We start from the raw sequence: 21,338 nt of genomic DNA, 5'->3' as shown, positions 1-21,338 counted from the left end.
TGGCGGTCTCTGCCCGCTTGCATGGTTAACCGCCTGGCCCGCCGGGGCTGGTTCATTTGCGGTCATTGATCGATGGAGCGTACGGAAGCGCCTCGATTTCCAGTTGTAGTGGCGGATGTGCGATTCGTGCGCATTGATTCGCGCACGAATGCCTCGTGGCCATCTTTCCTGTCGCGTAGCGCAAGGTTCGACATCCGGCAAGGCGTGCAAGCCATGCCAGCGCAGGCGCAGGTTCCCACTCGTGGAATCGGTTGGGTCGCAGTCGAATTGACTGCGCATGATGCTCTGTCCACACACCTGCGAGACGAGCCCGGCATCCACGACGCTACGCGCGCGCCCATACGAGCAGCGTTCTCGTCTGCGGTCTCTTTTTGTCTCGGGACTCCGCTGCCAATTAGGCTGGTCCTGCCCTGGAAAGGAGATCGTCTGGAAGCGGTGGTGGGAGTGGCTTCTTTGGCTCTAGTTGCCGGGCCGGGAGCGCGCGCGGTGCAACTTGGTGACGCGTGGATTGTGCGCGCTGCGTCCAGGGTCCTCATCTGGGGCGCGTTGGCAATGGCATTACCGCGGGTATCGGCAAGCTTGCTGCCGGCTTTGGAGTCGGTTGGTGCCGATGAAAAGTGCTCAGACATCCGTTGCCTATGATCGGACCCTAGCTAAGGGTCCGCGTGTGCACGGCAGATCGTCGATGGCCTGTTCGATCCGTAGGTGGGACATGATCATTGGAGGATCCTTCGCAGCCCATTTGCATGGGCTCTGGCGATGCGCCAAGGATCGCAACAGCAGCGAACGGGATTGTCTGGGCGCCCGCTCGGCGTTCGAAGATCGTCGAGCGGTGGCATGCCGCAGCATGCTGCCGGCTTACCAGGTGAGCGCGTAACCGATTCCGCGCACCGTGGTCAGCGGCAACTCCTGGTCGCCCTTGTGCGTGCATTTCCTGCGCAGCCGGTACACCAGTACCTCCAGGCGATGCGGATCGAAATCGTGGATGTTGTCGACCAGGTTCGCGATCAGCGCCTCGCGGCGGACCGGCATGCCATCCGCTGCAGCAAGCAGTCCGATGACCTGGCGCTCGGCAAGGGTCAGCGCGACCTTGTTGCCGGAGGGCGACTCCAGCCGCCATCCGCTTTCGTCGAGTCTCCAGCGTCCGGATGCGTGGTCGGATGCCGCAGGCTCGTTGGTGACCCGGCGTGCCAGGTTGCGCAGCGTCGCCACGACTTCGGACATGTCGACTGGCTTGGTCAGGTAGGCATCCGCGCCGATCGCGAGGCCGGCGATGCGATCCGTTGGCGCGCTGTGGCCGCTGAGCATCACGATCCCCAATGTCGGCGAGAGGCTTCGCAGGCGTTTCGCGATTTCCAGGCCATTGTCGTCCGGCAGACCGATGTCCAGGAGAACCATGTCGTAGCGCGTGTCGAGCATGGACCGGTAAAGCTCCAGCGCGGTCGCCATGCCGGTGGCTTCGAAGCCGGCATCGAGCAACTCCGGCAGCAGGACGCTTTCGCGAAGTTCGTCGTTGTCTTCGACCACGGCCAGCCGCGCCGGGCGTACTGAATGAGCCTTAGTAATGTTCTTGATCCCCATTGCTTGATCCAACCGTAGAACCAAAGCAGGCCGAAGCATACATGACCGCAGGCGCGATTGAAGCGGTGGGCCAACGACTTCAATCGAATATCGATCCATCGAACATGTCGGATCCCGCGGCGCCGGTGAGCTGCGGCGCGCGAATATCACGTCGCGTGAGGAACCGGAATGTGGCGTGCGTGCATCCGCGAGAGTCGGGAACTAGAGTTGCGCCTCGCCGAGTATCGGGCGCGGATGGGGAAGGGTCATGCACTTCGCATTGCGCATCTCGACTGAGGCTTTTCTGGGCGGTCACCGCACCAGCATGTCGCCGAAAGGCGACGCAGGACGTTGTTGTTCGACACGGATTTCCTCGCAACGTACTGGCGCACTTCCTTATGCCTGCATGGCGGCAGGCGAAAACGGCCGCATCAAATTTGCGGTTGGCGCTCACGCAATCGATGCAGTGCCGACTTCCAACGTGCCCACCGGCAACTAGGGCACCAGCAAGGGGATAGACAAGTGTTGGGGAAACTTCCAGGAATCGCAGTCGCGTCGCATCGCCTGCTTGCAGGCACGATGCTTTCGCTGGTCCTTGCCTTGGTCCCGCTTGCGCCCGCAATCGCACAGGACTCGCTGACCAATACGGTCACAGTGACGCCGTCGTCGTCGATCATCGATGGCACGCCGGACAACAACACCGCACGGGCGACCGTAACGGTCGGCGCGTCGGCGACCTACGACTTCTGTCCTGTGGACAACCAGACCTACAGCCTCGGATTGGGCGGGAGCATCTGGCGACACGACCCGAACCTGAGCGGGTCGCCCACCTGGGTGACCGAACTGGCCCTCCCCCGTCCGCCGTACGGTAATAGCAATGCCTTGATGGTGGATTCGGCGCGCAACCGCCTTATGCTCGTGGCGGAAGACTCGTCCGGCGGTGACCAATTCCTTGTCTATGACGGCGAGGGCGGGGGTTGGAGCTCTAAGCAATTGTTCGGCTTGCCAGCCACCAATCAATACCACATGGGGGCGGTGGCGCCCGACGGCCGTGCCTACATCATCTCCCTTGTCGGCGGCAACGGGAGGCGGATTATTCGACTCGATCCCGACCCAGATCCGAGCAGCACTGCCTATACCGAAACGGACCTGGGCGTGCTGAACTTCGACCAGCTTTCCGGTGTCGATCCCGGCGACCTGGCCTTCGATGCCGATGGCGTGGCATGGATCGTGCTTGGCGATGCGCTATATAGCGTCAATCTGTCCGCTGGCGATCTCAACGCGACCAGGCGCGCGGACCTGTCGATCATCGGCGATATCATCCAGGGCATATCGTTCACCGCCGATGGCCGTTTGCTCCTGGCCGGCTATTTTTCAGGCGGTACCCCCAAGTATTACTTCTACGACCCGAGTACCGGCGAGGTGAGCGCTGGGCCGACAGCGGCCGAAGAAATGATTTACGATCTCGCTTCGTGCGCGACACCCCGCATCGCCCCGCCGGAACCGCTGACCGTCACCAAGACGCTCGTGCAGGTCAACGGCACTGGTTATGTGCCCGGCGAGCCTGTCAGGCCGGGCGATACGCTGACCTATAACATCCATCTCGCCAACGGCGGCGGCATCGTGACCGCGCTGGCTCCAGGCGATGTCATCGAGACCTTGCCGGATCACACGGCTGTCGTGGCCATCGGCAATGACTTCACGTGCAGCGGTTCGACGACGTGTCCCAACACCGTTGCCGCCAACGTGCCAGGCGGCGGCAGCGTCGACCTCCGTTTCATGGTCGCGGTGCTCACCACCGTGCCCGCCAGCACCCCCACCATCGACAACCACGTGAGTGTGACCGACGTCGATTGCAGAGCGACGGGCAACGATTGCGACGAGGTGACGCCGCTCGCCGCCTCCGTGGTCACCGTGTCCAAGTCGTCGGACGTGGGCAACGGCACGCCGGTGAAGGCAGAGGACACGATCACCTACACGGTGACGGTCTCGGTGGCCAACGCCCCCACCAACACGCCGGTGGTCGTGACCGATACCCTGGGTAACGGCCTGACCTTCGACGAGATCGTTTCCGACAGCGGTTTCGTCTGCACCACCGCCAGCGACGGCCTCGAATGCACACTGCCGCAGGGCACGCCGATCGACGACTACGAGATCGTGTACTCGGCGACGGTTGACCAGGACGCGAACACCTCGGTGTCGAACAGTGTGGTGACCGATACCGGCACCTGCACCGCGTGCACCACGACCAACCCGCTGCTGGCGGCCATCACGGTGGTCAAGACCGCCGATCCGGCTTCCGGCAGCACCGTACTGCCGACGGCCACCATCGGGTACACGCTGACGGTCACGGTCGCCAACGCGGCCACCACCCAGGACTTGGTGCTGGAAGACACGCTGGGCAACGGCCTGACCCTCGGCGCCGTGACCAGTGCCGGCGGCTTCGACTGCAGCGGCGCCCTGGAGTGCACGCTGCTCGCAGGTGCGGACATCGGCACCTACGTCATCACCTATACCGCGCAAGTCGATGCCGATGCGGTCGACAAGGTCAACAACAGCGTGGAAGCGCGCAACGCGCAGGGCGGCGATCCCGACCCGGTCTGCACCTCGTGCACGACCGAGCACAACATCGTGCCCGCGGAGATCGTGGTGACCAAGAGCGCCAACCCGGCGACGGGCAGCACGGTGGCGCCAGGGGACACGATCGAGTACACGCTGACGGTCACGATCGCGAACTCCATCACCACCGAGGCGATCACCCTGGAAGACACCCTGGGCGCGGGCCTGACCTTCAAGGAGGTGACCAGCGCCGTCGGGTTCGACTGCAATGGCGAACTGACCTGCGTATTGCCCGAGTTCGCAGGAATCGGCCCGCACGTGGTCACCTACACGGCCACGGTCGATGCGAGCGCCACCGGCACGGTGGGCAACACCGTGATCGCCACCAATCCGCAGGGCGGGGATCCCGACCCGGAATGCGCGACCTGCGCGACCGAGCACAAGATCGTGCCCACCGAGACCACGGTGACCAAGACCGCCAATCCGGCGACGGGCAGCACCGTGCTGCCCGGGGACACCATCGAATACACGTTGACGGTGACCGTCGCGAAATCGACCACGACCGAGGACATCACCCTGGCCGACGTGCTGGGCGATGGCCTGAGTTTCGGTGCGGTGACCAGCGCCGGCGCGTTCACCTGCAGCGGCGAACTCGATTGCACGCTGCCCTTGGGCACCGATAGGGGCGTCTACGCCATCACCTACACCGCCAAGGTCGATCCCGACGCGACCGGCATGGTGGGCAACACCGTGACCGCCACCAATCCACAGGGTGGCGATCCCGACCCGATCTGCGCGACCTGCGCGACCGAGCACCAGATCAAGCCGGTCGCCATCACGGTGGTCAAGTCGGCCGATCCGGCCGCCGGCACCGAGGTGCGCGTCGGCGACACCATCGCCTACACGGTGGCGGTCACCGTGGCCAATTCGGCCACCACCCAGCCGTTCACGCTGACCGACACCCTCGGCCCGGGCCTCGGCTTCGGCGAGGTCACCGATGCGGGCGCGTTCACCTGCTCGGGCACGCTCGAGTGCGTGCTGCCGGTCGGCACGCTGCCGGGGCTCTACGAAGTGGCCTACACCGCCACCGTCGGCGCGGACGCGAAGAAGCAGGTCCTCAACCAGGTCGCCGCGACAGGCGGCGGCGGGGACACGCCCGACTGCAGCAGCTGCAGCGTGGAGCACCTGTTGGCCGATCCCAAGATCACCATTTCGAAGTCGTCCGACCCGGGCACCGGAGCGGAAGTCCGGATCGGCGACGCCATCGCGTACACGCTGACCGCCGTGGTGGAGAACTCCGCCACGCTGGACGACGTGTACCTGGTCGACGCGCCGGGCGTCGGCCTCGACCTGGCGGCGCTGCCTGCCGGTTGCACGCCTTCCGGAGACGGGTTCCGCTGCGTGCTGCCCGCCGGGACCGTGCCCGGCGCCACCACCTTCACTTACACGGCGACCGTGAACGCGGATGCCGGCACCAATGTCGTCAACCTCGTCACCGGCGAATCCGTGGGCATCGCGCCCGAGTGCGGCGTGTGCGAGACCACGCACAAGGTGGTCGACGACACCTCGCTGCGCATCACCAAGGCCGTGGGTTCGCGCACCGCGAAGATCGGCGACCTGCTGCGCTATACCCTGACGATCGAGAACGTGGGCACGCGCAACCTCGCCAATGGCACGGTGCTCGACACCCCGCCGGCAGGCTTCAGCTACGTCGAAGGCTCGATGTCGGTGGCCGATGGCGACGGCGCCTTCAACCTCGGCGCAAGCCAGTCGCCGTTGCGCGTCGAGGGCCTGGACATCGCCGTGGGCGAACAGGCCACCGTGGTCTACCTGCTGCGCGTGGGCGCCGGCGTGCGTCCGGGCGTCTACATCAACGAAGCGGTGGCGGTCGGCATCGATGGGGAACCGGTGTCCAACGTCGCGACCGCGCAGGTGATCGTCGATTCCGATCCGCTGCTCGACGACAGCCTGGTGTTCGGCACCGTCTTCGACGACCGCGATGGCGACGGCTGGCAGGACAGTGCGGAGCTGGATGGCGTGCGCGTGCAAGGGGGCTTCGCCGCGGACGTATACATCGCCGGTTCGACCACGATCGACCGTGGCCAGGGCCCGGTGCCGCAGGCCGATGCGAGCGCGCCGCTGCTGCACGGCCTCGAGGTCGGCAAGATCGAAGGTCGCGGGTCCATCGCGGACAAGAGCGTCCGCCAGGTGGTGATCCGCCAGCGGCTGCGCGAGCTGACGTTCGACGGCGACTTCGTCCTGACCAGCGCACAGGGGCTCACCCTGCGCATGGACGCCGCCGGCGACACCACGATCGTGCGCAGCGGCGACGCCATCAAGGGGATCGGTGCCGGCGAGCCGACGGTCGAACGTCGTGTGGCGCGCGTCGAAGGCGGCTACGAGGTCAGCTATGCCATCGGCAACGCCGGCATCGACGAACGCGGTATTCCGGGCGTGCGCGTCGCATCGGTGGAAGGCCTGTTGATCGAGACCGACCAGTACGGCCGCTTCCACCTGATCGACGTGCAGGGCGGTGAGGGTGCGCATGGTCGCAACTTCATCCTCAAGGTCGACCCGGCGACACTACCGCCGCAAACCGTGTTCACCACCGAAAATCCGCTGGTGCGCCGGATCACGCCCGGGGTACCGGTACGCTTCGGCTTCGGCGTGAAGCTGCCGGTACAGGAAATCCCGGGTTCGACGCAACGGCTGGAACTGCAACTGGGCGAAGTCATCTTCGCGGCGGACAGCGCGGAGGTCCGGGCCAAGTACATGCCCGCGATCGCGAAGATGGCCGAGCAGGTCGATGCCCATGGCGGCGGCGAGGTGATCATCACCGCCGAAGCCGGCAACGAGGCGCTGGCTTTCGCCCGGGCCGAAGCGGTGCGCGATGCGCTGGTCGCCAAGACCAGCGAGGCCGCGGCCAAGGCATTGAGCGTCGTCCTGCGCACCAAGGTGGACGACCCGCACTCGCTGGTCGCGATGCTGGGCGGCAGCGAAACGCTGTTGGGCACGGTGCTGTTCGATACCGACCGTTCCACGATCAGGCCGGAGTTCGAGGGCCTGCTCGACAGCGTCGCCAAGCGTCTTGAGGAAATGGGGGGAGGCGCGGTCGGGATCGTGGGGCATACCGACGTGCGCGCGTCACACGCATACAACACGGCACTCGGGCTCAGGCGCGCGCAATCGGTCTTCGATGCGCTCGTGAAGCGGCTGAGCCCGGCGGCGCGTGCGCACCTGCGCGTGCAATCCAGCAACGATCCGAACGCCCCCCTCGGGACGGAACAAAAGTGAGGGCCGGCGTGAACATTAAGATGAAACTGCTCGACTACACCCTGATCGGCCTGCTGGCCGGCATGGCGCCCCAGGCCTTGGCCCAGGACGCCGCGGATGCCGCGCAAGAAGAGGCCGCCACTCCGGTGCCCGAGCTGATCGACGAGGCCCAGGCGGCCGGGATCGACTGCGGCGACGACGGCTGCAACACCGACGAAGGGCTGTTGTTCCAACTGCGGACCCGGAGCTACGACGAGCCGGTGACCAGCGGGACCAGCGCAGCGTCCTCGTCCGAGGCCTTGCAGCCGGACCGCCGCGTCAGCATCGGCCTGGAACGCCCAGGCCGCGCCGAAGCGGTCGGCAATTTCCTGGTGCACCTGCCCGGTGGCGGGGTGATCTGGGCGACCGAAGACCCGGCCCTGGGCGAGCCAGAGCTGTCGGTCTCGGCGCCTTCGATGGCCGGCTTCGACGGCAAGGCGATCACCGAACCGGTGCGCTTCTTCGTGCGCGGCAACTACCCGGCCTTCATCGATCGCATGGAGATCGCGGTATTCCGCGCGACCGATGCCGACCTGATCAAGCCGATCGCGCAGCTGCCGATCGACGTCGCCGCCGTGTCCGAGACCGAGTGGAACGGCGAGTTGCCGGCCAACGGGCGGTTCCGCGCCGGCGATGAACTGATCTACGTGCTGCGCGCCTGGGATGCCGAAGGCAACTTCGACGAAACCCAGCCGCGCAAGCTGCAACTGGTGCGCCCGGACGAGGCCGAGCGCGGCACGCTGCAATTGCGCGACAACGTGGAGAAGTCCCTGGGAACCTCGCTCGGGGTCGACCAGGCGCTGGGCCAGAGTCTGGTCGACGATGCCTTCTCCAGCAACGGGCTGCGTCAGCAGAACATCCCGATCTACGGTTCGCGGGTGCGCGTGCAGGGCCGGAACCTGCCGGAAGGACGCGCGCTCCTGATCAACGGCGAGAACTACCCCGTCGACCTGGAACGCAAGTTCGTCGCCGAATACCTGGAACCGATCGGCAAGCACGATTACAAGATCGAACTGGCCGGGCGCGACGACGCGCCGGCGGCCAGCCACATGCTGGAGGTCGAGGTCACCGGCCGCTACTTCTTCGGCGTCGGCATCGCCGACGTGACGGCCTACGAGAACAGCGCCAGCGGCCCCGGCAAGGACCTGGCGAGAGCAGGGCGCGAAGACGACATCCTCAGCGACGGTCGGCTGGCCTTCTATGGCAAGGCCAAGCTCGGCGGCAAGTACCTGGTGACCGCGCAGGCGGATACCCAGGAACGTCCGCTCGAAGACCTGTTCGACGGTTTCACCAAAGCCGATCCGCAGGACATCTTCCGTCGCGTCGATCCGGACCTGTACTACCCGACCTACGGCGACGACTCCAGCACGTTCCGCGACGTCGACACCATGGGCCGCTTCTACGTGCGCATGGACTGGGACAAGAACGAGGCGCTGTGGGGCAACTTCGCCACCGGCATCACCGGCACCGAGTTCGGCCAGTACTCGCGCTCGCTGTATGGCGCGGCGCTGAACTGGCGTTCGCGCGGTGCGAACGCCTGGGGCGCGCCGAACACCGAACTGCGCGCATTCGCGTCCGAGGCGCAGACCGCGCCGGGACACAGCGAGTTCATCGGTACCGGCGGCAGCCTGTACTACCTGCGCCACACCGACGTGCTGCCCGGTTCCGACCATGTGGTGCTCGAGATCCGCGACGCGGCCACCGGCCGGGTCGAACGGCGGGTCGAGATGTTGCGCGGCGCGGATTACGAGATCGACGAGTTGCAGGGCCGGATCCTGCTGACCCGGCCGCTCGCGCAGCTGACCCGCGAGAACATGCCGACGATCACCCGCGACGCGCCGCTCGATGGACTGGAACAGCGCCTGATCGCGGATTACGAATGGGTGCCGACCGACTTCGACGCCGATGAAATCGCCATGGGCGTACGCGCCAAGCACTGGTTCGGCGACCATGTCGGCATCGGCCTGACCCGTGTCGACGAGAACCGCGCCGGCGAGGACTACACCCTGACCGCCGCCGACCTGACCCTGCAGGCCGGCAAGGGCACCTACGTTAAGCTGGAACACGCGCAGACCGAGTCGACCAGCGCACCGGTGTTCTTCTCCGACAACGGTGGCCTGAGCTTCACCCGGCTCAATCCCACTGGCGCGCGCGAAGGCGAGGCCAGCTCGCTCGAGGCAAGGGCCAACTTCCGCGAGCTCGGCTGGACCGAACGCGACATGAGCGCGGGCGCGTGGTGGCGCAAGGTAGGCCACGGTTACTCGATCTCGCGCTACGACACCGGCCAGGACATCGAGGAGTACGGCGCCGAGCTGCTCGGGCAGCTGAGCGACGACCTGGGCATGTACGCGCGCTACAGCCGCGCCGAACGCGGGGGCGAGACGCTGACCCAGGCGCAGGCGACGCTGGAATGGCGGTTCGCCGAGTACAACGCGCTGACCGCCGAAGCCCGCCGTGTGGAGGAGAAGCGGGCGTCCTCGCAATCGGCCGGCATCCTCGGCGCATTGCGCTATACCCATCGCATCGGCACCGCGCTGGATGTCTACGGCACCGCGCAGTTCACGCTGGACGATGATGGCGGCGCCTACGCCGACAACGATGCCTACACGCTGGGCGGGCGCTACAACTTCGCCAACCTGTCGACGGTCGGTGCCGAACTGACGGACGGCGACCGCGGCCACGCGGCGCAGGTGAACGCCGAGTACCGGGTGTCGCCGCAGCACAGCTTCTACGGCAACTACACCTACTCGACCGACACCACCGCGTACGACCCGCTGTTCAACCCCTCCGCGAACAACGGCTGGACCCTGGGCCAGCGCTGGCGGTTGTCCGACCAGGTCAACGTGTTCAATGAAAGCCAGTTCCTGAAGGAGCGCAACGAAACCGGCCTGGCCCACACCTTCGGCATGGATTTCTATCCGGCGGTGGGCTGGAACGCGGGCTTCACCCTCAGCGAAGGCGAACTCGACAACCGCGACGGCGGCCAGGTGGAGCGCCAGGCGATCAGCATCAGCGGCGGGCGCACCTCGCCGACGACCGCCTGGAACAGCAAGCTGGAATGGCGTCGCGACAGCGGTGCCGAACGCAGGACCCAGTGGGTGTCGACGAACCGGCTGACGCACAAGCTCAACGAAAGCTGGCGCATCGCCGCGCGCTTCAACTATGCCGATACCGACGACGAGATCAATCCGGCGGCCGGCGCGAAGTTCATCGAAGGCAATGTCGGTTTCGCGTACCGTCCGTGGAACGGGGACAGGTGGGGCGTGTTCGGTCGTTACAGCTATCTGTACGACCTGGCCACGCTGGGCCAGGTCGGCGGTGCGAGCTACGACCAGAAGACCCAGGTGCTTTCGCTCGAAGGCGTCTACCGCCTCGATCATTCCTGGGAAGTGGCCGGCAAGCTGGCGCGGCGCGAGGGCGAAGTGCGCTACGGACGCGGCAATGGGGCATGGTTCGATTCCACCACCACTTTCGCCGCCGCGCAGCTGCGCTACGACCTGCCGCGGCAGTGGCATGCGCTGGCCGAGTATCGCTGGCTGGATGTCGCCGACGGCGGCACCCGTACCGGCTGGCTGTTGGGGGTCGATCGCGACATCACCAAGAACCTGCGCCTGGGCGTCGGCTACAACTTCACCGAGTTCAGCGACGACCTGACCGACTTCGATTACGACCACCGCGGGTGGTTCATCAACTTCGTTGGAAGCTACTGACATGGGAACGGCACAAGCAAGCATGAAAGCCACGGCGCGATTCGAACCACTCGAGCCATGGGCGGCGACGCGCAGGCGCAAGGGCGCCGGCCTGTTCGCGGCGCGCGCGATCATCGCGCTGGTGTTGTTCGGCTCGGTGCTGCTGGCCGCCTGGCCGGCGCATGCGCAGCGGGCGTTCGAGCCGCGCTTCACGACCAACGCACCGGGCGACATCGCCCTTATCGGTAACGTCACGATGAACTGTGACACCTATGGCCAGACGCCCGGCCTCGCGGCGTGCGGCGACAGCCGGGGGGATACCCGCGTCGGCGGCCTCACCACCCACTCCAACAACCAGTTCACGATGCGCCACATCAAGATCGAGAATGATCCCAACGTGCTTCTCAGCTCCAGCCAGGCCAGGTTGGAACTGCCGCCGGGTGCCACGGTACTGTTCGCGGGCCTGTACTGGAGCGGTTCGCTGGCGGGCAGCACTGGCAGTGACTTCGATGCAAGGCGCGTGAAGTTGCGTCTGCCCGGCGCCGGGAACTACATCGAGCTTGTGGCCGAACAGCTCGACATCATGTCGGCGCCGGGCAGCGGACGCCGACAGTACCAAGCCTTCGAAGAAGTGACCGACATCCTCAGTGCCGACCCCAATGGCGACTATGTCGTGGCGGATGTGGCCAGCCTCAATTTCTCGGCCGATACCTGGGGTGGCTGGAGCCTGGTGGTCGCGTACCGCGACCAGACACAGCCGTTGCGCAACCTGACCGTGTTCGACGGTTGGCAGCGTGCCAACAGTTCGTCCCAACCGCTGGACGTGCAGGTGAGCGGTTTCCAGACGCCACTGTCCGGCCCGGTGGCCTCGCGCCTGGGTGTGCTGGCCTGGGACGGCGACCGCAACGAGGAAGACGGCTTCGTCGGCCTGCAGTTCGGTCCCGACGCCGGTAGCCTGAGCAATGTGTTCAACCCCGCCAACTCGACCAACAACTACTGGAACAGCACCATCAGCCGCGACGGCGCCATGGTCACCGGCGTCACCAGCGGCATGGTTCCCAATTATCTCAATACACTCGGCATGGATCTCGATATCCAGACGCCGAACGTGCCGCTGCCCAACGGCGCGACTTCGGCGCTCGCGCGGCTGCGTGGCACGACCAACGAGACCATCTACATCGGCATGGTCAGCCTGGCCAACGACATCTACGTGCCGGTCCTGGTCGATCGGGTGAAGACGTCCGTGTCGTCCGATCCTTCCGGAGACGTCTATCCGGGGGACGAGCTGACCTACACCGTCGGCGCCCGCAACGATGGCAGCGACAATGCCAGCAACGTCGTGTTCACCGATGCCATTCCCGAGCACACCGAGTATGTACCGGGCAGCCTGGCGATCGTCGCAGGCACCAACGCCGGATCCAAAAGCGATGAGGCCGACGGCGACCAGGCCGAGTTCGACGCGGTCAACAACCAGGTGGTGTTCCGGCTTGGTGTCGGTGCGAATGGGACGCAGGGTGGAGTGCTGGCGCAGAACGAAAGCTTCCAGATCCGCTTCCGGGTGCGGGTGAAGACCGATACACCGGTGGGCACCATCATCAACAACCAGGGGCGCTACGACTATTTCGGTGAACTGCTGGGCGCCGACCTGGAGGACTTCAGCGATGCCGATGCCGGGGTGCCCGGCAACCAGCCCACGGTGGACGAGGTGCTGGGGCGCGACGTGGATCTGGCGATCACCAAGACCGCCTCCTCGCCCACCGTTGTAGACGGCGGTTCGGTGACCTATACCATCGTCGTGTCCAACAACGGCCCCGAGGGGGCGGGTGACGGGGCGGTCGTCAAGGATCCGGCGGTGGCGGGCATCGACTGCGCCAGCGCGACGCTGACCTGCGACGCCGCCGGTGGTGCGGTGTGTCCGGCTTCCCCGACCGTCGCCCAGTTGCAGGCGGCGACGGGTCTGGTCATCCCGACGTTGCCGGTGGATGGCACGGTGACCCTGCGCATGACCTGCACGTTGAGCGTTCCGTAAAGTCGTCGACGACCTGGCGTTACGCCGGGTCGTCGTCCTTGATGGGGCGTCGAGCGGATGGCTGCTGCCGGCTGACGGCATCGGCCACGCCGGTTCGGGAATCCTTCGCAGAGGCTTGTGTTGCGACATATGCCGCATTGTCCCGGCCACGAACCCCGGTGGAGCCACGTGATCGATACGCTGCCTGCGTGACAGGTTTCTTGCGCCAGAGTGTTTTGTGACACGCATCACATCACGCTTCAGGAATGAGTAACCGGTCTTACGTTGATGGACTGCCTCACGTCACAATGACGCAGGGCAGATTTCTGCTGGGGGCAGTCATTTCGATGCGGCTGATTTTCCTGATCGTCGGGCTGCTGGTGGCGTGCGGCCCCGTACTGGCATCGAACACAGTGCAACCCGGCCACACGACGGTGCCGACCGTATTCACCAGCGACGATGGCCTTCCCCAGGCGGGTGTGACTTCCATCCTGCAGACCCGCGACGGGTATCTGTGGGTTGGCACCTTCGGTGGGCTGGCCCGCTTCGACGGGCGGACATTCAGCGCCTTCAGGAATGTCACGGCCACCGATTCGCCTGATCCGAAAGGCGGGCCCTCCAGCGACCGGATCCTGGCTCTCTATGAGGACGACCGCGCGCGGCTATGGATCGGGACGGAAAATGCCGGCTTGAGCGTACTCGAGCAGGGAGTGTTCCGGCACCTCCCGATGTGCGGCGGCACCTGCCAGGTCAGCGGCATATTGCAGGCGGCGGATCGGACGATATGGATCGCAAGCAGCGCGGGCATCCATTACCTGCCGCCTGACGGACAACAGGCGGTCCTGTTCGAACCGCCTGGCCCACTCGGCTACGATTATCTGGCCGAGGGCAGCGATGGCCACGTCTATATCGGGGGGCACGGGGGCTTCCGCGTCGTGGTCGGACGTCAGCTTCGTGCCATTCGCCTCCCCGATGGCGACAAGCTGGTGCGCATCTTGAAGCGCGACGGCAAAATGTTGCTGGTGGGGACCGAACGCAGGTTGTACCGGTACCACCCTGTGGATGGGAAATGGATATCGCTGGATGTGGAGCGGCCCGGCTACGCCACGCGCGATGCGGATGGCCGGTGGTGGGTTTCCGAAGGCACTTGGACGCTCAAGCGTGAGAACGAGGCGGGCGCATGGCACGAGATGCCGGAGTTGTCCGGCATCGGCATCACCAGTCTGTCGTACGACGATGAAGGGAATCTCTGGATCGGCACCGCCAGCAAGGGACTGTTGCGACTGCGCAAATCGCTGTTCGGGCGACTATCGGCACCGCAACTGGGAACGAACGAAGCCGGCCGGGCAGTGATAGCCGACGGTCAGGACGGCTTGTGGTTCGGGTTGTCCTGCGGGGACCTGCGCCATTGGCGAAAAGACGGCAGCGTGCAGACGCTGCCGATCCGGCTGGGGGTGAGAAACGACTGCGTTTCCAGCCTGCTGCTCGACCACGCCGGCGCGCTCTGGATCGGGACGGCGGCGGGCACCCTGGCCCGGATCGAAAACGGCGAGCTCAGCCGTGTCGCTGCCTGGCCCGGCGCGCAATCGGTCAACATCTGGCAGGACGAGGACGGGCGTTATCTCGCCAGCGTGCACCGTTCGACGTATGTGCTGGACATCGATGCCGAAGGGCGCATCGCCCGGCGTCGCCGCATCGAAGCGCTGCAAGGCATGCGCATCAATCGCGTGGTCGCGGCCGCGCGCGGAGGGCATTGGTTCGTCGGCGACCAGGGCGTACTGCGACTGGTCGGCGACAAGGTCGTCGAGCGGTGGACGCAGCGGGAGGGGCTGTCCTCCCGCTTCGCCCGGGCCCTGTACGAGGATGCCGCCACCAATGTGCTCTGGGTGGGAACCTACGGCGGCGGCCTCAATCGCATACAGGACGGGCGGGTGCGGCGCTATACCAGCAGCAATGGCCTGTCGGACGACACGGTGTCGTGCATCCTGCCCGATAACCACGGGCGCTTGTGGCTGGGAGGCAACCAGGGCGTGGCCTTGCTGACGGCACCGGAGGCTGCGGCAGCCGAAATCGAATCCGTGGGGTATGCCGCGAACGATGGATTGGTACCGTCTGAAATCAATGGTGGGACCTCGTCCCCCTGTCACCGCGATGCGCAGGGCCGGTTATGGTTCTCCATGGTGGAAGGTTTTGCCGTCGTCGACCCGGCTGATGTGCCGGACACCCGGCCCGCGCTGCTCCGGCCGTACATCGAACAGGTGGCAGTCGCCGGCAATGCGCAAGAGATCGCCGGATCGGCCCTGACGCTGCAGCCCTTTGCGCGGAACCTGGAGATCCACTACACGGCGATCAACTTGAGCCGGCCCCGGGAAACCCGTTTCCGTTTCCGTCTTTCCGGATTCGATCGCGACTGGGTCGAGGCCGAACAGAACCGCAGCATTCTTTACCCTTCGATTCCCTGGGGAAAGCACCTGTTCGAAGTCCAGGCGCGCACCGCGGGCGGCTCCTGGTCGCCGGTTCCGGCGCAACTGACGATCATCCAGCCGCAGCCGTGGTACCTGCGCCCCTGGATCTGGACGCTGGCGACATTGATGGGCCTGCTGGTGCTGGTCGGGAGCACCCGGCTGGATGAGAAACAGGAGCGGTCGAAGGGAGCGATTGCGTTGCGTTAGGCGTTAGGGATAGTTTCTCATTCATTCATTCATTCGGTTCTGCCATGTCGACCCTGCACAAATACCTTCCTTGCCTTTTCCTTTTTGCTGGCAGCGTCTTTCTGCTCCGCGGGATGAAGTCTTTGGTATCCGACGCTTCGGCTGTGTTGCCGGATACGCTGGGCGCGGCCTATGAGCATGGCTATGCTCTTGGGCAAGCGGTCGCCTCCATTTCTTTCATGGTTTCTGCCGCTGGCTTTTTTCTCCTCGGCTGGCGCAGACTGCTCGCCCAGCGCAACCAGTAGCTTATTGGGCGGGACGCAGATGCCGCCCGACAATTCACTCAAGCCGAATCGATACGCGGATCCGCTTGATTCAGGCGATAGGCCCCGGTAGACGGTCCGGTCAATCCTTCCACGCGCGTCTGGATCATCCTGCGGCGCGCGGCGGATCGCGGTCCGCCTCGGCAGTCCGCAATATCTCCAGGAGTTGCTCGCCCGCGAGCGGATTGCGTAGTCGCTGGATGCGGGGCGGGTCCGGGTCATCACCGGAGGGATGCTCGGAGACCAGCACCAGACGTGCCTTCGGAAGCATCCTGCCCAACTCGCGAAGCAGCCTCGCCGCGTCGGCATCGGCCATGGCGTGGCCTGTGATCGCAACGTCGAAGGCGGCCGATTGAAACGCATGGGAGATGGCTTCATCGGCGTCGGCGGCCTGGACCAGGCGGTAGCCTTGCGCCGCAGTCAGCTGCGCCGCCAATTGTGAAAGCTCCGGATCGCCGCCGACCAGGAGGATCCGCAATGCTGGCATGCCTGTCTCGTGCGGAGCCGCGTCCCGGGTCGCCAACGGCAACCGGATCCGGATGCGTGTTCCTTGGCCAGGCGCGCTGTCCATATCCATTCTGCCGCCGCTGTCGGCGACAAAGCGGTGCACGATGGCCATGCCGATACCGGTTCCTTTTTCCTTCGGTTTGGTCGTGAAGAACGGTTCGAACACGCGGGCCAGCACATCCGGCGCCATGCCGACGCCGGTGTCCTCGATGCTGATCAAGGCGTGGTCGTCGCCGGATTCTATGGACAGGTCGAATCGACCGCCCTTGGGCATCGCGTCGCAGGCATTGCTTACGATGTTCAACAGGCTCAACTCCAGCTCATCGCGGTCGGCCCTGATCAGCGGACCGGGATGGGGAATATCCAGTCGTACCTCGATATCGTGGCCGAACATCGGCAGGATCAGCGTACGCGCTTCGTCGACAGCGGCAGCGAGGTCGAATGTCGACACCTGGCGAACCTGGGTGCGACTGAAACTCAGCAGGCGGCGGGTGATCATCGCGCCGCGCCGCGCCGCCTGGCGGATGCCGGGTAGGATGGTGTCGACAGAGCCACGATGCCTGCTCGACGTGGCAAGGCCCAGGATCACGCTGAGGATGTTGTTGAAATCATGGGCGACGCCGGTCGAAAGCCTGCCGATGGCTTCCATCCTCTGCGTCTGCAGCAGGCGTGCGTAGGCAAGCTCCTTCTGCTCGATCTCGATCTCCAGTTCCACGCTGCGCTGGATCGCGCGCTGCGACGACAGGATCAGGCGGTCCAGAATCACCGCCAGGACAAGGAAGTTCATCGCGGACAAGAACAGGTTGGGAAGAACGGCGGATGCGGCGGCGGCGTTCGTCGCGTGCGCCATGTCGACCCAGGCGCCGATCACCAGCGCGATGGCGTTGGCCAGGGCCGTCCACCAGACCGCGGCCCTTCCCAGCAGCAGTCCGGCGAACAACAGCGGCATCAGGTGCGTCATCTGCAGGCTGGACTGAGCCTGCAAGCCGTAGGTCGCATAGCTGAGCCAGATAAGCGTCATTCCGCCGACGACGGTGAGGCTCGCCGAGAGCCGGAAGTACCCCCGGCGCGACAACAGGACCCCGGACCACGCGAAGACGGCGATCGCCAAGGCGCCCAAAGTTGCGGCGCGGCCCGCCGCTCCTGCCGTGACATGGGACACCAGCGCCATCGACAATGCGGCGGCACCGGCGATGAAGAGCACGGTCTCAAGCATCAACGCATTGCGCTTGTCCTGCGGTGCATCAACGGGTATCCGCCGCATCCAGTCGATGCTGCGTTGCCAGGGCCCGCGTAGCGCTTCATCGGCGATCATGCGCGTGTGCAGCGGTCGCGGCGGCCAGGTGGAGTCCCGACGGCATGGCAGGTATCGAGCCCCGGCCTTGCCTGGGTGCGGCGTGCAGGCAGGCTTGGCGGGACCTGCCGGAGATGTTCCGTCACTTGATATTCCTTCATGTGTTTCCGAAGGTCACCGCGTGGACAATCGCCACCGTGCAGATGCAATTACTGGAACCCGGTACATTCAAAGTTAGCTATCCGTCACCGTTGCGGCCACTCGATATGAGGGGCATCACGTTGGCATATAGTGGCTCGTCACGATAATAATGGTCACACGTTCATTGCATCGAAGGCGCGAACAGAATTTCCGCACCGATATTCTCACGCCTGGTGATCATAAGTGAAAATTGGTGCATCTGTATCCTTCGGCACTGCCGCTGGAACCGGGCGAGCGCCTGCAGGCCGAAATTTCCGAACGCGAACGGATGCAGGAACAGCTGATCCATTCGCAGAAAGTGGAAGCCGTCGTACGCCTGGCCAGTGGCGTGGCCCATGATTTCAACCACCTGCTCGGGTCGGTGCTGGGCTATACCGCGCGCGGCAAGCGCGCCGATACGGACGACGAAGTGCGGAAAGCCCTGACCGGGGTGGAATCGGCGACGCGTCGCGCGATCGCGGTCGCCCAGAAGCTGCTCAGCTTCAGCCGCCAGTGAGGTCACCCGTACCGGGACCTTCGATGTCGGCACCGCGTTGCGCGAAATGCGGATGATGCTGCGCCAGTTGTTCGGCCTCGCCTCTTGCCGGTGGAGCCAGCGCTGTGGAATATCTCGCCTAGGCCTGCTGCTTTCGACCGTGGATTCAACCGAGCGAGGCCACCCGCATGAAGGTCATGCAGGCAGGAGTGTCGCAGATGAGATGCAGGACCAGGGCCTATTGCATGGAAGGCGAGAAGTCCCGGCGATGGGATGGATGGCAGCGGGGCGATCCGCTGTGAAGACCGGCTGTTCCATGGCGAATCCGGCCTGATGTAGCGTTTTCTCAGTCGGGACGGGCGAATCGGCTGGGATGCACGCCCAGCATGCGACGGAAGGTGCGGCTGAAGTTGCCGACGCTGTTGTAGCCGACGTGGTTGGCCGTGCGCGAGACCGGGACGCCGCGAGCCAGGTGTACGGCCGCGGCTTTCACTCTGACCTGCTGCCGCCACGCGGCCAGCCCTTCGCCCAGTTCGCTGCGGCACAGCCGGGTCAGTGTCCGACGGCTCAGGCCGACCGCGCACGCCCAATCGTCTATCTGCCGGTCGTTCGCCGGATCTTCGAGGATGGCCTGGCAGATCCGGCGCAATCGGGGATCGCGCGGCAACCGCGTGATCGTCTGGAAACAGCGCAGGCGTGCGATCTCGTCCAACAGCAGTGCGACGACAGCTTCGTGCCGTCCGTCCTCCGGCGCGCGAGCATCGTCCGCACCCAAGTCCTCCAGCAAGGCCAGTAGCAATGTGGTCGGCTCGACGCCGCGCAGGTCCGCAGACATGCCGGGTGGAGCCGGTTCGAAGCGCAGTTCCCGCAAGACGGTGTTCTTACTGCATTCCAGGCGATAGGCGGCGCCTGCCGGCAGCCAGGCCGCGCGTTGTGGAGAGAGCGCCAACTGGACATCGCCCGTTTCCAGTGCGACCGCGCCTGAAAGCAGGACAAGCAGCCGCGCGCATTCGTCGCCGTGCAGCACCAGCGCCTGTCGTGGGCGCAGGACGAGGCCGCATATTCGAACTGCCGGTGCAGGCAACATGCTCGTGGACAGCACGCTCAGTCGCCTACTGCCGACAGCGTGCGACCAAGATTGAACGTCCGGCGCAGGAAGGCGGCGCCATCCTCCAGCGCTTGCCGGGCAGTGGAAGACACCGCGACCGCCTCGATGAAGCTGTGTGGCGCGCCCGGATAAAGCTTCACTTCGACGCCAACGCCGGAGGCGAGCAGCTTGCCCGCCATCGCCAGATTCTGTTCGGCCAATATGTCGCATTCGCCGACGCCGATGAAGAAGGGGGGCAGTCCTTCCACGTCGGCCAACAGTCCATGGGTGTAGGGATCGTTGCGGTCGGCGGGCCGGGAGATGTACTGGTTCCAGAACGTATCGACTTCGACGGCGGTCAGCATGTCCGCGTCGCTGCCATAGCGGCGGCGCGAATGCGGCGAGCAATCGGGCGAATAACCGGCATAGTAGTTCAGCGCCGCGGCGACGCGGCGACCCTCGCCGGCGTCGCGCAATTTAAGCAGTGCGCCGGTGGTCAGGTTGCCGCCGGCGGAGTCTCCGCCCAGCGCCAGCCGATCCGCATCGAGACCGTGCCGTGCGCCGTTCACCTGCAGCCAGCGCACGACATCGACGACCTGTTCCAATGCGACTGGATAGCGAGCCTCGGGCGACAGTGCATAGTCGATGCCGACCACGGCGACACCGGCGCGTGCGGCCAGTTCGCGCATCACCCGGTCATGGGTGTCCAGGCTGAACATCGCCCAGCCTCCGCCATGCAGGAAGCCGAGCGTCGGCTTCGCCGTGCCGGGCGCGGGATCGTAGATACGCAGGCGTACCGGTCCGTGGCGGGTGTCGGCAAAGATCTCTTCGGTGCGCGCGAGCACTGGGCCCCCCTCGCACCAGGGGCGGCGAACCTGCTCCACGATCTCGCGGCGGGCCGGCCAGTCCAGCGTGCGGCCGGCGGTGATGCGGCGGCCTTCGGCGATCACGCTGTCGATGAACCCGGCGATCTCCGGATCCAGCGGCTTGGCCGTCGGTGTGATCGCGTCGATCGCGCCAGCGCCGCGGCCGCCATCGAAACGACGCATCCATTTGCCCAGCGCATGCTGCCGTGTATTCCAGAGTCCGCGCAGGATGTCGTCGAAGACGTCGTCGCGTTCGTCCTGGCCGAGTTTGAACGTGGCTTTGACGTCGCGGACATGCGCATGGAAGCCGACGATGCCCTTGCGCAAGTTGAAATAGCGTTCGCCCATTTCTTCGGAGCGCCATGGGCCCGGACGTTCGTGTTCCATATCATCGACCAGGTGCTGCAGCAGGCGCTCGGCGTCCTCCTGCGTGTCGCGCAGTTCGATGTCGACTTCGAATACCGCGGTCGCGTAGTTCCAGGTCGGCGCGCGGGTGCGATCGGCGAACCAGGACGGCGAGACGTAGCCGTGCGGGCCAACCAGCAGCACGGTCGCGCGCGGATCTTCGGCGAATGCGCGCCACTGCGGGTTGCTGCGGGCGAAGTGCCCGAGCAGGCGCAGCGGTTCGCCCTCCGCATCGCATTCAAGCTGAACCGGCAGCGGTGTGGACGACAGTGCGCCGGCCGCACCGGAGACGATCCAGGCGAGCGGCTGTTCGGCGACGAGATCGGCAACGTCGCGTGGGGAAAGAGGCTGGAACAAGGAAGGATTGGCCATGGTCTGTTTGCGAGGGGAAGGGGCGGCGT

General features: G+C 65.5%; 12 protein-coding genes. 8 read left to right on the top strand and 4 right to left on the bottom strand.

Annotated features, from left to right (window positions below):
* The first annotated feature begins 72 nt into the window (after positions 1–72).
* Complete coding sequence (locus CSC74_RS17760; protein ID WP_425501462.1) at positions 73–642, top strand: VIT1/CCC1 transporter family protein; 570 nt, start codon at positions 73–75, stop codon at positions 640–642.
* Positions 643–858: 216 nt separating this feature from the next.
* On the opposite strand, the gene CSC74_RS12980 is transcribed toward CSC74_RS17760, so the two are convergent.
* Complete coding sequence (locus tag CSC74_RS12980; RefSeq protein WP_162314903.1) at positions 859–1,581, bottom strand: response regulator transcription factor; 723 nt, start codon at positions 1,579–1,581, stop codon at positions 859–861.
* Between the two features lie 247 nt (positions 1,582–1,828).
* On the opposite strand from CSC74_RS12980, the gene CSC74_RS12975 reads away from it, so the two are divergent.
* The 6 genes from CSC74_RS12975 to CSC74_RS12950 all read left to right on the top strand — a co-directional run bounded on the left by CSC74_RS12975 (position 1,829) and on the right by CSC74_RS12950 (position 16,084).
* A complete protein-coding gene (locus tag CSC74_RS12975) occupies positions 1,829–2,059 on the top strand; it encodes a hypothetical protein (RefSeq protein WP_162314902.1) in 231 nt (76 codons plus the stop codon).
* An 80-nt stretch (positions 2,060–2,139) separates the two neighbouring features.
* A complete protein-coding gene (locus CSC74_RS12970; protein WP_162314901.1) occupies positions 2,140–7,413 on the top strand; it encodes an OmpA family protein in 5,274 nt (1,757 codons plus the stop codon).
* Between the two features lie 20 nt (positions 7,414–7,433).
* Complete coding sequence (locus tag CSC74_RS12965; protein WP_162314900.1) at positions 7,434–11,141, top strand: TonB-dependent receptor; 3,708 nt, start codon at positions 7,434–7,436, stop codon at positions 11,139–11,141.
* Between the two features lie 22 nt (positions 11,142–11,163).
* Complete coding sequence (locus tag CSC74_RS12960; RefSeq protein WP_162314899.1) at positions 11,164–13,149, top strand: DUF11 domain-containing protein; 1,986 nt, start codon at positions 11,164–11,166, stop codon at positions 13,147–13,149.
* 326 nt (positions 13,150–13,475) lie between these two features.
* Positions 13,476–15,800, top strand: coding sequence for a ligand-binding sensor domain-containing protein (locus tag CSC74_RS12955; RefSeq protein ID WP_162314898.1), 2,325 nt, complete (start codon positions 13,476–13,478; stop codon positions 15,798–15,800).
* Positions 15,801–15,844: 44 nt separating this feature from the next.
* Complete coding sequence (locus tag CSC74_RS12950) at positions 15,845–16,084, top strand: hypothetical protein (protein ID WP_162314897.1); 240 nt, start codon at positions 15,845–15,847, stop codon at positions 16,082–16,084.
* Between the two features lie 124 nt (positions 16,085–16,208).
* Here the strand turns inward: CSC74_RS12950 and CSC74_RS12945 are convergent, their stop codons facing one another.
* Positions 16,209–17,924 carry a hybrid sensor histidine kinase/response regulator gene (locus CSC74_RS12945; protein WP_162314896.1) on the bottom strand — a complete coding sequence of 572 codons (1,716 nt, stop codon included), beginning with the start codon at positions 17,922–17,924 and terminating at the stop codon, positions 16,209–16,211.
* Between the two features lie 373 nt (positions 17,925–18,297).
* Here CSC74_RS12945 and CSC74_RS12940 point away from each other — a divergent pair, with 373 nt between their 5' ends.
* The gene (locus tag CSC74_RS12940) at positions 18,298–18,600 is read left to right on the top strand and encodes a sensor histidine kinase (protein WP_162314895.1); all 303 of its coding nucleotides are present in this window, start codon (positions 18,298–18,300) and stop codon (positions 18,598–18,600) included.
* A gap of 325 nt (positions 18,601–18,925) precedes the next feature.
* On the opposite strand, the gene CSC74_RS12935 is transcribed toward CSC74_RS12940, so the two are convergent.
* Together CSC74_RS12935 and CSC74_RS12930 are read right to left on the bottom strand one after the other, a co-directional pair.
* A complete protein-coding gene (locus tag CSC74_RS12935; protein ID WP_162314894.1) occupies positions 18,926–19,681 on the bottom strand; it encodes an AraC family transcriptional regulator in 756 nt (251 codons plus the stop codon).
* 2 nt (positions 19,682–19,683) lie between these two features.
* A complete protein-coding gene (locus CSC74_RS12930) occupies positions 19,684–21,309 on the bottom strand; it encodes an alpha/beta hydrolase fold domain-containing protein (protein ID WP_162314893.1) in 1,626 nt (541 codons plus the stop codon).
* Between the last annotated feature and the right edge of the window lie 29 nt (positions 21,310–21,338).

This window comes from Pseudoxanthomonas yeongjuensis (assembly GCF_010093345.1).
Taxonomy (GTDB): Bacteria; Pseudomonadota; Gammaproteobacteria; order Xanthomonadales; family Xanthomonadaceae; genus Pseudoxanthomonas_A; species Pseudoxanthomonas_A yeongjuensis.
This window is presented reverse-complemented; position numbering and strand designations above follow the sequence as displayed.